This window comes from Roseateles sp. (genome assembly GCF_039595595.1).
Lineage (GTDB): Bacteria > Pseudomonadota > Gammaproteobacteria > Burkholderiales > Burkholderiaceae_C > Roseateles.
The window spans coordinates 42,769-55,683 of the sequence record NZ_JBCNLG010000024.1 but is presented as its reverse complement, the minus strand read 5'-3'; the positions used below and the strand labels follow the sequence as shown (position 1 = coordinate 55,683).

The 12,915-nt window shown below is 70.5% G+C and carries 12 protein-coding genes and 2 pseudogenes; 7 read left to right on the top strand and 7 right to left on the bottom strand.

Annotated features, from left to right (window positions below; translation table 11 throughout):
- Positions 1 to 21 precede the first annotated feature (21 nt).
- Entirely contained in the window at positions 22 to 1,410 is a 1,389-nt protein-coding gene (locus ABDW61_RS21565; protein ID WP_343641638.1) for a phosphomannomutase/phosphoglucomutase, read from the bottom strand.
- Positions 1,411 to 1,593: 183 nt separating this feature from the next.
- Between ABDW61_RS21565 and ABDW61_RS21560 the strand changes: the two genes are divergently transcribed.
- From ABDW61_RS21560 to ABDW61_RS21550, 3 genes are read left to right on the top strand one after another with little or no spacing between them, the layout of a single operon-like run.
- On the top strand, positions 1,594 to 3,123 hold the full coding sequence (locus ABDW61_RS21560; RefSeq protein ID WP_343641636.1) for an Ada metal-binding domain-containing protein: 1,530 nt from the start codon (positions 1,594 to 1,596) through the stop codon (positions 3,121 to 3,123).
- Positions 3,120 to 3,692 (top strand): methylated-DNA--[protein]-cysteine S-methyltransferase, encoded by a 573-nt coding sequence (locus ABDW61_RS21555; RefSeq protein WP_343641635.1) that lies wholly within the window; start codon positions 3,120 to 3,122, stop codon positions 3,690 to 3,692. Before ABDW61_RS21560 ends, ABDW61_RS21555 begins: the two co-directional genes overlap by 4 nt.
- On the top strand, positions 3,689 to 4,579 hold the full coding sequence (locus ABDW61_RS21550; protein WP_343641633.1) for a DMT family transporter: 891 nt from the start codon (positions 3,689 to 3,691) through the stop codon (positions 4,577 to 4,579). Before ABDW61_RS21555 ends, ABDW61_RS21550 begins: the two co-directional genes overlap by 4 nt.
- On the opposite strand, the pseudogene ABDW61_RS21545 reads toward ABDW61_RS21550, so the two are convergent.
- The 5 genes and pseudogenes from ABDW61_RS21545 to ABDW61_RS21525 form a co-directional block, all read right to left on the bottom strand.
- A pseudogene (locus tag ABDW61_RS21545) lies at positions 4,542 to 4,673 on the bottom strand (TetR/AcrR family transcriptional regulator); the annotation flags it as partial. The gene ABDW61_RS21550 and the pseudogene ABDW61_RS21545 sit on opposite strands and share 38 nt — an antisense overlap.
- A gap of 37 nt (positions 4,674 to 4,710) precedes the next feature.
- Entirely contained in the window at positions 4,711 to 5,058 is a 348-nt protein-coding gene (locus ABDW61_RS21540) for an FKBP-type peptidyl-prolyl cis-trans isomerase (protein WP_343641668.1), read from the bottom strand.
- 33 nt (positions 5,059 to 5,091) lie between these two features.
- Positions 5,092 to 5,436 (bottom strand): annotated as a pseudogene (locus ABDW61_RS21535) (FKBP-type peptidyl-prolyl cis-trans isomerase); the annotation flags it as partial.
- 52 nt (positions 5,437 to 5,488) lie between these two features.
- Positions 5,489 to 6,394, bottom strand: coding sequence for a tRNA glutamyl-Q(34) synthetase GluQRS (gene gluQRS, locus ABDW61_RS21530; RefSeq protein ID WP_343641631.1), 906 nt, complete (start codon positions 6,392 to 6,394; stop codon positions 5,489 to 5,491).
- The gene (locus ABDW61_RS21525; RefSeq protein ID WP_343641630.1) at positions 6,391 to 7,353 is read right to left on the bottom strand and encodes a LysR family transcriptional regulator; all 963 of its coding nucleotides are present in this window, start codon (positions 7,351 to 7,353) and stop codon (positions 6,391 to 6,393) included. Before ABDW61_RS21525 ends, gluQRS begins: the two co-directional genes overlap by 4 nt.
- Positions 7,354 to 7,474: 121 nt before the next feature.
- Between ABDW61_RS21525 and ABDW61_RS21520 the strand changes: the two genes are divergently transcribed.
- The 4 genes from ABDW61_RS21520 (at position 7,475) to ABDW61_RS21505 (ending at position 10,268) form a co-directional block, all read left to right on the top strand.
- On the top strand, positions 7,475 to 8,197 hold the full coding sequence (locus ABDW61_RS21520) for a pirin family protein (protein ID WP_343641628.1): 723 nt from the start codon (positions 7,475 to 7,477) through the stop codon (positions 8,195 to 8,197).
- Positions 8,198 to 8,310: 113 nt separating this feature from the next.
- The gene (locus ABDW61_RS21515) at positions 8,311 to 8,856 is read left to right on the top strand and encodes a hypothetical protein (RefSeq protein ID WP_343641626.1); all 546 of its coding nucleotides are present in this window, start codon (positions 8,311 to 8,313) and stop codon (positions 8,854 to 8,856) included.
- On the top strand, positions 8,784 to 9,494 hold the full coding sequence (locus tag ABDW61_RS21510; RefSeq protein ID WP_343641624.1) for a DUF599 domain-containing protein: 711 nt from the start codon (positions 8,784 to 8,786) through the stop codon (positions 9,492 to 9,494). Before ABDW61_RS21515 ends, ABDW61_RS21510 begins: the two co-directional genes overlap by 73 nt.
- Positions 9,495 to 9,620: 126 nt before the next feature.
- Positions 9,621 to 10,268 (top strand): hypothetical protein, encoded by a 648-nt coding sequence (locus tag ABDW61_RS21505; protein ID WP_343641623.1) that lies wholly within the window; start codon positions 9,621 to 9,623, stop codon positions 10,266 to 10,268.
- On the opposite strand, the gene clpB is transcribed toward ABDW61_RS21505, so the two are convergent.
- On the bottom strand, positions 10,243 to 12,855 hold the full coding sequence (gene clpB / locus ABDW61_RS21500; RefSeq protein ID WP_343641622.1) for an ATP-dependent chaperone ClpB: 2,613 nt from the start codon (positions 12,853 to 12,855) through the stop codon (positions 10,243 to 10,245). The two genes, ABDW61_RS21505 and clpB, sit on opposite strands and share 26 nt — an antisense overlap.
- Positions 12,856 to 12,915 lie beyond the last annotated feature (60 nt).

Below are 12,915 nucleotides of genomic sequence, written 5' to 3'. Positions count from 1 at the left end.
TCGAACGGATCGGCACGCGGCTCAATGGCCGGACGTGAAGGTGATGTCCGGCTTCACGCGCGCCAGCTGGGCCAGCACTTCCTTCTGGATGCGCTCCAGCGCCTCCTGCGTGTGGCCCTCGAAGCGCAGCACCAGCACCGGCGTCGTGTTGGACGCGCGCACCAGGCCGAAGCCGTCGTCGTATTCCACGCGGATGCCGTCGATCGTGATGATCTCCTTGGCGTTCGGGAACTCGGCGATCTCCTTGAGCTTGGCCACCACCTCGTGGTGCTCGCCTTCCTTGCAGGGGACGTTCAGCTCCGGCGTGTTGACGCTGTTGGGCAGGTCGTTCAGGACCTTGCTCGGGTCGTCGCTGCGCGACAGGATCTCCAGCATGCGCGCCGCGGTGTACATCGCGTCATCGAAGCCGTACCAGCGCTCGGCGAAGAAGATGTGGCCCGAGAGCTCGCCCGCCAGCGGCGCCCCGGTCTCCTTCAGCTTGGCCTTGGCCAGCGAGTGGCCCGTCATCCACATCAGCGGCTTGCCGCCGTGCTCGCGGATCCACGGGGCCAGGCGTTGCGTGCACTTGACGTCGAAGATGATCTCCGAGCCCGGCAGCCGCTTGAGGATGTCGGCCGCGATCAGCATGATCTGGCGGTCCGGCATGATCATCGTGCCGTCCTTGGTCACGATGCCCAGGCGGTCGCCGTCGCCGTCGAAGGCCAGGCCCAGCTCCGCATCGGTCGCGTGGACGATGCGCCTGAGGTCCTCGAGGTTCTCGGGACGCGAGGGATCCGGATGGTGGTTGGGGAAGTCGCCATCGACCTTGGAGAAGATGTCCACCACCTCGCAGCCCAGCGCGCGCAGGATGGCCGGCGCGGTCGCGCCGGGGATGCCGTTGCCGCTGTCGACCACGATCTTCATCGGGCGGGCCAGCTTGGCGTCGCTGACGATGCGGTGGGTGTACTCGGCCGTGATGTCCATCTTCGCGACGCGGCCCTGGCCGGTGGCGTAATCCTCGGCCTCGATGCGGCGCTTCAGGCCCTGGATCTGCTCGCCGTAGACGGCGGCGCCCTTCAGGACCATCTTGAAGCCGTTGTAGTCCTTGGGGTTGTGGCTGCCGGTGACCTGGATGCCGGAGTTGCAGCCATGCTCGCCGCGCGTGGCGGCGACGTAATACAGCATCGGCGTCGTGACGGCGCCGATGTCCACCACGTCCAGGCCGGTCGACTTCAGCCCACGGATCAGCGCATCCACCAGTGACGGACCCGACAGGCGGCCATCGCGGCCCACGGCCACGGCCTTCTCGCCGGCCGCGATCGCCTCGGTGCCGAAGGCCTTGCCCAGGTGCTCGGCCAGGGCCTCGTCCAGCGTCGTACCGACCACACCGCGGATGTCGTAAGCCTTGAAGATGGATGCGTGAACTTGCATGTGCGTCCTTGCAGGAATGGGTGATGGTTCAAAACTGGGGCGCATTGTAGGCAGGCCCTTTGAGGCCTCCGTGTAACCCGGTGCACGCAGGCAAACGGCGGACCAGGGCGCGGCCGGAAGGCGCGCAGGGACATGTCCGAAAACGGCCAGAAGCGGCGCGGACCGGCTCCTATCATGCGGTTCATGGACTTCCTTCTGGACCCCGACCACTGCTATCCCGCCCTGCTGGCGCGGGATGCGCGCTTCGACGGGCAATGGTTCGTCGGCGTGACCTCCACCGGGGTGTACTGCCGGCCGATCTGCCGGGTGCGCACGCCGCGGCGCGAGAACTGCCGCTTCTTCCCCAGCGCCACGCTGGCCGAGGCCGCGCGCTTCCGCCCCTGCCTGAAGTGCCGGCCCGAACTGGCGCCCGCGTCGCGCCCCTGGAGCACCATGGACGCCGCCGAAGTGCTGGCCCGCGAGGCCGCGCGCTGGCTCGACGACTGCGCCCCGGAGGACGCCTCGCTGCCGGCGCTGGCGGCGCACCTGGGCGTGAGCGAACGCCACGTGCGCCGCGTCTTCACCGCCGTGCACGGTGTGGCGCCGCTGCAGTACCTGCAGACGCGCCGCCTGCTGCTGGCCAAGCAGTTGCTGACCGACACCCGGCTGCCGGTGGCCGAGGTCGCGCTGGCCGCGGGCTTCTCCAGCCTGCGCCGCTTCAACGCCGCCTTCCAGGAGCATTACCGCCTGAGCCCGACCGCGCTGCGCAAGGGCGGCGCCGAGGCCGACAGCGCCGATCCCGCGCCGGAGACGGCCGAGCTGCGCCTGGACCTGCGTCCGCCGCTGCTGGGCACGGCGCTGCTGAGCTTCCTGGCCGCGCGCGCGGTGCCGGGCGTGGAGCTGGTCGACGTCGAGCGGATGAGCCTGTCGCGCAGCGTTCGCCTGGTCCGCCCGGGCCAGCCGGATCTGCTGGGCTGGCTGTCGCTGCGGCTCAGCCCGGACGGCGCGGAGCGCCCGCAGGCGCGGCTCTCGCTCAGCCCGTCGCTGTGGCCCGCGATCGCGCCGCTGATGCCGCGCCTGCGCCGCTGGCTGGACCTGGACGCCGATCCGCAGGCCATCGCCGCGGCGCTGGGCGAGACGCTCGGCCGCGCCGCCGAAGGGCTGCGGCTGCCCGGCTCGCTGGACCGCTTCGAGCTGGCGATCCGGGCGGTGCTCGGCCAGCAGGTGACGGTCGCGGCGGCCCGCACGCTGGCCACGCGGCTGATCGCGAAGTTCGGCGAGCCGCTGCCCGAGGGCTCCGGCGCTCCGCCCGGCGTCACGCATGTCTTCCCCGCGCCCGCGACGCTGGCCGCCGCGACGGTCGACGACATCGCGCCGCTGGGCATGCCCGCCCGCCGCGCCGAGGCGCTGATCCACCTCGCGCGCCAATGGCCGGTGCTGGCCTTCGCGCAGGGCCGCGGCACGGTCGAGGCCGCCATCGCCGAACTGGCCGCCCTGCCCGGCCTCGGCCCCTGGACGGCGCACTACATGCTGATGCGTGGCTGGAGCTGGCCCGATGCCTGGCTGCCCGGCGACGTGGTGCTCAAGCAGTGCCTGGAACAGCGCGCCGGCGGCCCGCTGCGCCCGCGCGAGCTGATCGCCGCCGCCGAGCCTTTCGCCCCTTACCGCAGCTACGCCGTGTTGCAACTTTGGCGCGACGCCGCGCTCAAACCCCGCAAAGGAAACTCGCCATGAAGACCGCTCATGCCGCACGCCACACCGCCTGGACGGACACCGACACGCCGCTGGGCCGGCTGCTGGTGGCCCGCAACGCCCAGGGCCTGTCGGGCCTGTGGTTCGAGGACCAGAAGTACCACCCCGGCGCGCTGGACGCGCCCCGTGCCGACGGCGATCCGCTGCTCGGCGCCACTGTCGCGGCCGTGCAGGCCTACTTCGCGGGCCGTGCTGGCGGCGCGCTGCCGCCGATGTCGCCGGCCGGCACCGCGTTCCAGCAGGCCGTGTGGCAGGCGCTGCTGGCCATCCCCGCCGGCCAGACCGTCACCTATGGCGAGCTGGCCGCGCGGCTGGGCCGTCCGGACGCGGTCCGCGCCGTCGCGGCGGCCGTGGGGCGCAATCCGGTCTCGGTGCTGATCCCGTGCCACCGCGTGCTCGGCGCGGACGGCAGCCTGACCGGCTACGCCGGCGGACTGCACCGCAAGGAGGCCCTACTGACAATCGAGGGCGGTTTGCCCGCTACGCTTCGCCCCTCCCCGTCCAAGAAGCCGGCCCCGCGCCGGAACCACAAGCCAAGGGTGCCCGCGTGAAACGAAGCGATCTGATCGAACTCCTCGTCCTGGCCGCCATCTGGGGCGCGTCCTTCCTGTTCATGCGGCTGGCGGCGCCGGAGTTCGGCGCCGTCGCGACCGCCGCGGTGCGCGTGGCTGGCGCCTCGCTGTTCCTGATCCCGCTGCTGGGCCTGCGCGAAGGCCTCGGCGATCTGCGCACCCACTGGAAGGGTCTGCTGCTGGTGGGCGTGCTCAACAGCGCCTTCCCGTTCGCGCTGTTCAGCTTCGCCGCGCTGTCGATCAACGCCGGCCTGTCGAGCATCCTCAACGCGACGACGCCGATGTGGGGCGCGCTGGTGGCCTGGGCCTGGTTCGGACAGCGGCTGGACGGTTCGCGGCTGCTGGGCCTGGCGCTGGGCTTCGGCGGCGTGGTGCTGCTGGCCTGGGACAAGGCGTCCTTCAAGCCCGGCGGCAGCGGCTTCGCGATCGTGGCCTGCCTGATCGCGGCGCTGAGCTACGGCGTCGCCGCCAACGCCACCAAGCGCTATCTGACCGGCGCCAGCCCGCTGGCCGTGGCCACCGGCAGCCAGTTCGCCGCCGCGCTGCTGCTGGCGCTGCCCGCGTGGACGCTGCGCCCGGCCGCGATGCCCAGCGGCCCTGCCTGGGGCGCGGTCGCGCTGCTGGCGCTGCTGTGCACCGGCGTCGCCTACATCCTGTTCTTCCGCCTGATGAAGCGCGTCGGCCCGACCAACACCATCTCGGTGACCTTCCTGATCCCGGTCTTCGGCCTGCTGTGGGGCTGGATCTTCCTGGGCGAGACGCTCAGCACCGGCATGGCGCTGGGCTGCCTGGTCGTGCTGCTGGGCACCGCGCTGGCGGTGGGCGTGCTCAGGCTGCCGTCGTCGACGTCTCGAGCGACGTCCTGAGGATCCGGTCCGAAAGCGCCGGCGCCGCGTCCACGCAGGCGCGGGCCAGCACCAGGCCCCCGACCATGGTGGACAGCAGCCGGATCGCGCGCGCCTCGTCGTCCGCGGACGGCTCGTCCAGCACCGCGCCCTCAGACCGCCAGCAGTTCCACTTCGAACAGCAGCGTCGCGTGCGGCGGAATGACGCCGCCGGCGCCGTACGCGCCATAGCCCAGTTCCGACGGAATGACCAGGAAGCGTGTGCCGCCGACCTTCATGCCCTGCACGCCTTCATCCCAGCCCTTGATGACTTCACCGGCGCCGAGGTGGAAGCGGAACGGATCGCGCCGGTCCTTGGACGAATCGAACTTGCGTCCGCGCTGCCCGTCCTTGTAGAGCCAGCCGGTGTAGTGCACCGTCACGCGCTTGCCGGCCTCCGCGATGGCGCCCTCGCCTTCCGTGACGTCCTCGAACTGCAGTCCGGAGGCCGTCTTGGCCAGGTTCCCGAGCGTCAGCGGCTCGGAGCCGCCGGACACGCCCAGCAGCTCCACTTCGAACATCAGCGTGGCGTTCGGAGGAATCACGCCGCCGGCGCCGCGGGCGCCGTAGCCCAGCTGCGGCGGGATTACCAGCACGCGCGTGCCGCCGACCTGCATCCCCTGCACGCCTTCATCCCAGCCCTTGATGACCATGCCGCCATCGAGTTCGAACTCGAACGGCTCGCCGCGATCCTTGGACGAGTCGAACTTGGCCCCCTTCTGGCCGTCCTTGAACAGCCAGCCGGTGTAATGGACCTTCACGTCCTGGCCGGCCTGGGCGGTGGCGCCGGTGCCCGGCGTGGTGTCGTCGAATTGCAGGCCGCTGGCAGTCGTTTGCATGGTGGGAGGTCCTCAAAAGCGAAAACCGCGATCATGCCAGCCGCCGAAGGCCCTATCGCGCACGCAGCTGTGCGCTCCACGCCCGCACGGCGTGCGCCAGCCAGTCGGAGAGCGTCGCCCCCTCGATCGCCGGCAGTCCGAGCCGCTCCGCCGCCCGCTTCAACGCCGCGAGCGGATCCCGCAGGTCCAGCGCCAGCGCGCCGTTCTGTTTGGAGAGCTTCTCGCCATTCCCGCCCAGCACCAGCGGCGTGTGCAAGTGACGCGGCACCGGCAGCCCGAGCAGCTGCTGGAGGCGGATCTGCCGCGGCGTGTTGTCGGCCAGATCCTCGCCGCGGACGACGTCCGTGATGCGCTGCCAGCCATCGTCGACGACCACCGCCAGTTGATACGCCCACAGCCCGTCCGCCCGCTTGAGCACGAAGTCCCCGACCTCCGCCGTGAGGTCCTGCGACTGCGCGCCCAGCCTCCGATCCACCCAGCCGATGCGCAGGGGCGCTTCGACGTCGATCGCCGCGGTGCTCCTGAGCCGCCAGGCGCGCGCGGGCTTGCCGTTCAGGCCATGCCGGCAGGTGCCGGGATAGACGAGTTCCCCATGGCGCGCCTTGTGCTGGCCGCGCGCCGCGATCGCCTCGGTGATGTCCTTGCGCGAGCACCCGCAGGGATACGCCCACCCCGCGCGGACCAGCCGGTCCAGCGCCTCCTGGTAGGCCGCGTCCCGGCTGGACTGCCACACCGGCGGCTCATCCGGCAGCAGCCGCACCTGCGCCAGCTGCGACAACACGACGGCATCTGCGCCGGGCGGACAGCGCGGCCCATCCACGTCCTCGATCCGGATCAGCCAGCGTCCGTCATGCGCGCGCGCATCCAGCCAGCTCGCCAGCGCCGCGACCAGCGAGCCCTCGTGCAACGGGCCCGTCGGCGATGGCGCGAAGCGCCCGGCGTAGCGCCGCTGGCTCACAGCAGCAGGCCCTCGTGCTGCTCCAGCAGCGAGCGCCGCGTGGCCTCGCTCTTGAGGCGATCCAGCCACCAGGCCAGCGCCTTGGCCGGCCGGTGGCCGGTGTTGCGCCAGGCGTAATGCATCGGCGACACGCGCCGGCCCTGGAAGGTCTGCTTCATCACCAGGCGGCCGGCTTCGACATGCCGGCGCACCATCGGCGTGGGCAGCGAGCCCACCCCCAGTCCGCGCAGCATCGCCTCGAGCTTGACCGCCATCGACGGCACGGTCAGCACCTCCTGCCCCGGCACCACGCCGACCGTCATCGGCGCCAGGTGACGCGCGGTGTCCGCCACCGCCACGATGCGATGGCGCGCGATCTCCGCCGAGGTCAGCACCCCCTCGAACCCCGCCAAGGGGTGATGCGGCGCCACGCAGAACACCATTTCCATCGGCCCGAGCACCTCGCACACCACCGAACTGCCGGGCGGCTGCGCGGTGGTGCCGATGGCCAGGTCCGCCTGGCCGGAGATCAGCGCCTCCCAGGTGCCCGACAGCACCTCGGTGCGCAGCTTGAGCCGGGTCGGCGGCGGCTTGCCGTCCTCTTTCTGCTCGTAGAACGCCTCCATCAGATCGAAGATCGCGCGCCGCGCGACCGCGTCGTCGAAGGCGATCGTGAGTTCGCTCTCCCAGCCGGTGGCCACGCGCTTGACGCGGTTCGCCACCGCGTCCATCTCTTGCAACAGGCGCCGCCCCTCGGTCAGCAGCTCCTGCCCCGCCGCGGTGAGCACCGCCTGGCGCGAACTGCGGTCGAACAGCAGCACGTCCAGCGCGTCCTCCAGCTGGCGCACCGAGTAGGTCAGCGCCGACGGCACCTTGCCCATTTCCCGCGCCGCCGCGGCGAAGCTGCCGCTGCGGGCGATGCTGTCCATCATGGCCAGCGCCTCGGGCGTCAGCACCCGTCGTTTGTCTTGCTGTGACATCCCTTCATCTTATTTGAACGGTGGCTTCAAGACCCCTCCCCCTCGGGAGAAGCCCGCTTGCCTACAGTGAAGCCATCGCCAACACAGCAGGGCCCGAACGGGCCAGACAAGGAGCATTCAAATGCGTGAAGTCATCAAGTCCTCGGATCGCGGTTACGCGGACCATGGCTGGCTGAAGAGCTTCCACAGCTTCTCGTTCGCGGACTACTACAACCCGCGCCGCATGGGCTTCGGCCCGCTGCGGGTGATCAACGAGGACCGCATCGCCGGCGGCACCGGCTTCGGCACCCACGGGCACCGGGACATGGAGATCATCAGCTACGTGCTCAGCGGCGAGCTGGCGCACCAGGACAGCATGGGCAACGGCAAGCCCGGCGGCGCCAACGCCGGCGTGATCCGTCCCGGCGACGTGCAGCGCATGAGCGCCGGCACCGGCGTGATGCACAGCGAGTTCAACCACTCGAAGGACGGCGAGACCCACTTCCTGCAGATCTGGGTCATGCCGGACCGCCAGGGCGTGACGCCGGGCTACGAGCAGAAGCACTTCGCCGAGGCCGACAAGCGCGGCCGCCTGCGCCTGGTGGCCGCGCCCGATGGCGCGGAAGGCTCGGTCTCGATCCACCAGGACGCGCGCCTGTACGCGGGACTGTTCAACGGCGATGAACGCGCCGAGCTGCCGCTCGCCGCCGATCGGCTGGGCTACGTGCATGTGGTGCGCGGGCAGGTCCGCGTCAACGGCGAATCGCTCACGAGCGGCGATGCGCTGCAGCTCGCCAAGGAGGACCGCCTCACGATCGAGGCCGGCCAGGATGCCGAGGTGCTGGTGTTCGATCTGCCGGTCTGACTCCCCCCAGAGGGCGTCCCCCGGAACCCTGCTTCCGGCGGGTGGCACTGCCGCCCTTCCCGGACCGGTCGGCCACATCTCGCGGCCGGCCGGCGTCCGGGTGGAGTCTTGCGATGCCAGTTCGCCTTCCGTGCCTCGTCCAGCCGCTGCCCCCCATCCCGGTGTCCTGCCCCGATACCGGATCGCTGGTGGCGCTGGGCGGCCAGTTGGTCGGCCTGGGCGAGTGGCCCGCCGACCACTGCATCCGCGTCCACGGAGTCGCCGGCGGACCGGACCTGTGCCGGGGCCGGCGCGCGGCGCTCACCTTCGGGCGCATTGCCAGCGCGCGCCGCGTGATCGACATCCGGTTCGATCCGGAGACCGGCGCCTTCGAGTGCCTGAGCTGCCAGTCCACGGGCCTGGAGCTGCCCGCCTGGGTGGGGCGCTCCTTGGAGGTGCAGTTCGTCGTCGCCGTGCTCAAGGGCCTGACCGCCCATGTGGCGGCGTCGCTGATGGACCTCTCGACACTGCTGTCGCTGTGGCCGCAGGACCCGGGCGCGCCCCCGGCGGGCGCCGAGGGGCCGCGCGGCGCCCCTACACTCGCGCGATGCCCACGCTCCGCCCCTTGCTTTCCGCGCTGCCGCTGCTCGACTGGTTCGCGCTCGCCCTGTACTTCCTGACCTGGGTGGGCTACGCGCAGTTCTCCAAACGGCATGCCGAGGAGCGCGGCTCGCTGCTCGCCATCACCAACCGCGTGCGCCGGCAATGGATGCTGCAGCTGACCTACCGCGAGATGCGCGTGCTGGACGGCGCGGTCAGCCAGGCACTGCTGTCCAGCCCCTCGTTCTTCGCCTCCACGACCATCCTGATCATCGGCGGCCTGCTGGCCGCGCTGGGCGCCAGCGAGCAGACCAGCGCGATGGTGCTGGAGCTGCCCTTCACGGTGAAGACCAGCACGCTGGTGTTCGACCTCAAGCTGGCGCTGCTGACCGGCATCTTCGTCTACGCCTTCTTCCGCTTCACCTGGAGCATGCGGCAGTACACCTTCGGGGCGCTGCTGGTGGCGTCGGCGCCGGAGGCGAGCCAGTTCACGCAGCTCGGCAGCGAGGCGCGCGAGCAGTTCGCCGACCGCGCGGGCGCGGTCGTCGGCATGGCGGCGGAAGCGTTCAACGACGGGCTGCGCGGCTACTACCTCGCGTTTCCGGTGGTGGGATGGTTCTTCTCGCCCTGGGCGCTGATGCTCGCCGCGGCGGGCGTGGTCTACGTGCTCTATCAGCGCGAGTTCCGGTCGGAAGTGCTGGAGAAGCTGCGGACCTGAGCGCCTGGAACGGCGCATGCGACGCGGCCACTGAGGCCGCCCCGCCACTTCACGGCGCCCCGCGGCGACCGTCGTGCCATGTTCTCCGGTGCCTCCCCCTCAGGCGCGCCGCCCGCGGCGGCGCCGTTGATCGATCTCACCTGCGAGGCAGCCGGCGATCCGCCGCCGCAGGCGGTGCCGGTGCGCAGGCCGTCGGAGGTGCTGCTCGCTGCCGGGCCGCCGACGATGGTCCGCGACGCGTTGCAGTTGCGGGCCTTGCCGCAGATGTTCGGATGGCCCCAGGGCCTGGCGATCCGGGCGCGGCATGCCCAGACGCAGTCCCTGATGCTGTACGGCAATGCCATGGCCTCCCGGCAGGGCGCGCCAGAGCCGCTGCAGCTGATCCAGCGCGGGGATGGCGTGTGGCAGGCGGGCCAGCGCAACAGGACGGACACGCGCTGGTCTTCGCCCGAATCCGGCGACGAGCCCTTGCTGCGCGCGGTCATGCTGGCGCTCGGTTTCATCAACCTGCAGCTGGGGACGCTGATGTCGATGATGACCGGTGACGCGCGCTGCGCCGGCACGCTGCCGTGGTCGACGGCGCTTCAGCTGCTGAACCTGCAGATCGCCGCCGCCTATGACGAGGGCGTGATCCTCGACGACTGGACCACCTGCCGGCTCCCCGCGCGGCCGCCGGCCGCGCTCTGCGGGCCGGTCGCGCGGCCGGCGAAGCGTCCGTGCGAGGACGCCTCGCCGGACGGCGACGCGGTCAGTGAACGACGCGTCCGAAGCTGAACTCGCCGGGCTCGCCGCCCGGCGCCATCTCGACGCCGACCGGGATCACGTCCTTCGGGCCGAAGCGGCCCTGCAGGATCAGCTTGGACAGCGGGTTCTCGATGCGCTGCTGGATCGCGCGCTTGAGCGGCCGCGCGCCGAAGACCGGATCGAAGCCGACCTTGGCCAGTTCGCTGAGCGCCTCGTCGCTGACGTCGAGCTTCATCTCCAGCTTCTCGAGCCGCTGCTCGAGCTGCTTGAGCTGGATCTTCGCGATCGACTTGATGTGCGACGCGCCCAGCGCATGGAAGATCACCGTCTCGTCGATGCGGTTGAGGAACTCGGGCCGGAAATGCGCCTTGACCTCGCCCCACACCGCGTCGCGGATGACTTCTTCCGGCTCGCCCTGCAGCGCCATGATGTGCTGCGAGCCGAGGTTGGACGTCATCACGACCACGCAGTTCTTGAAGTCGACGGTGCGCCCCTGACCATCGGTCAGGCGGCCGTCGTCGAGCACCTGCAGCAGCACGTTGAACACGTCCGGATGCGCCTTCTCGACCTCGTCCAGCAGCAGCACGCTGTAGGGCTTGCGGCGCACGGCCTCGGTCAGGTAGCCGCCCTCGTCGTAGCCGACATAGCCGGGGGGCGCGCCGATGAGCCGGCTGACCGAGTGCTTCTCCATGAACTCGCTCATGTCGATGCGGATCATGTGGTCCTCGCTGTCGAACAGGAAGCCCGCCAGCGCCTTGCACAGCTCGGTCTTGCCCACGCCGGTGGGGCCCAGGAACAGGAAGCTGCCCAGCGGCCGGTTCGGATCGGACAGCCCGGCGCGGGAACGCCGGATCGCGTCCGCCACCGCGACGATGGCGTCGTCCTGGCCGACCACGCGCTCATGCAGCTTCGCTTCCATCTGCAGCAGCTTGTCGCGCTCGCCCTGCATCAGCTTGGCGACCGGGATGCCGGTGGCGCGCGCCACGACTTCCGCGATCTCCTCGGCGCCGACCATGGTGCGCAGCAGCTGCGGGACGGACTTGTCCCTGGCCTTGCCGGCCTCCTTGGCCTGGGCTTCGCTCAGGCGCTTCTCCAGCTCGGGCAGCTTGCCGTACTGCAGTTCGGCGACCTTGTTGAAGTCGCCCTTGCGCTTGAGTTCCTCGATCTGGAACTTGATGCGGTCGATCTCTTCCTTGACATGCGCGGAGCCCTGGGCCTGCGCCTTCTCGGCGGTCCAGATCTCCTCCAGGTCGTTGTATTCGCGCTGGAGCTTGAGCAGCTCTTCCTCGATCAACGTGAAGCGGCGCTGCGAGCCTTCGTCGGTCTCCTTGCGCACGGCCTCGCGCTCGATCTTGAGCTGGATCATGCGGCGGTCGAGCCGGTCCATCGCCTCGGGCTTGGAGTCGATCTCGATCTTGATCTTGGCGGCGGCCTCGTCGATCAGGTCGATGGCCTTGTCGGGCAGGAAGCGGTCGGTGATGTAGCGGTGCGAGAGCTCGGCCGCGGCGACGATGGCCGGGTCGGTGATCTCGACGCCGTGGTGGACCTCGTACTTCTCCTGCAGGCCGCGCAGGATGGCGATCGTCGCCTCGACACTGGGCTCGTCGACCAGCACCTTCTGGAAGCGGCGCTCCAGCGCGGCGTCCTTCTCGACGTACTTGCGGTACTCGTCCAGCGTGGTGGCGCCGATGCAGTGCAGCTCGCCGCGCGCGAGCGCGGGCTTGAGCATGTTGCCGGCGTCGATGGCGCCCTCGGCCTTGCCGGCGCCGACCATGGTGTGGATCTCGTCGATGAACAGGATGATGCGGCCTTCATCGGCGGCGACTTCCTTGAGCACGGACTTCAGGCGCTCCTCGAATTCGCCGCGGAACTTGGCGCCGGCGAGCAGGCCGGCCATGTCCAGCACCAGGACGCGCTTGTCCTTGAGCGATTCGGGCACCTCGCCGTTGACGATGCGCTGGGCCAGGCCCTCGACGATGGCGGTCTTGCCGACGCCGGGCTCACCGATGAGCACCGGGTTGTTCTTGCTGCGGCGCTGCAGGACCTGGATGGCGCGGCGGATCTCGTCGTCGCGGCCGATGACCGGATCGAGCTTGCCCTGGCGGGCGCGCTCGGTGAGGTCCAGGGTGTACTTCTTGAGCGCCTCGCGGTTGCCTTCGGCTTCCTGGCTGTCGACTTTCTGGCCGCCGCGCACCGCCTCGATGGCGGACTCCAGGGCCTTGCGCGTGAGGCCGTGGCCGCGCACGACGCCGGCGAAGTCGGACTTCGCATCGGCGAGCGAGAGCAGGAACATCTCGCTGGCGATGAAGTGGTCGCCACGCTTGGACGCCTCCTTCTCGGCGGCCTGGAGCAGGCTGACGAGGTCGCGGCCGGGCTGGACCTGCTGGCCCTCGCCGTGGACCTGGGGCAGGCCGGCCAGCAGCGTGTCCACGGCGGACTTGAGGGCCGGGACCTTGACGCCGGCGCGCTCGAGCAGCGCCTTGGGGCCCTCGTCCTGGGCCAGCATGGCGGCCAGGACGTGGACGGGTTCGATGTAGGGGTTGTCGCTGGTCACGGCCAGGCTCTGGGCCTCGGCCAGCGCTTCCTGGAAGCGGGTGGTGAGCTTGTCGACTCGCATGGGTGAATGACCTCCGTTGCGAAGCCAAGTGGGAGTGTGTCCCCCATTTTCAAGAGCCCA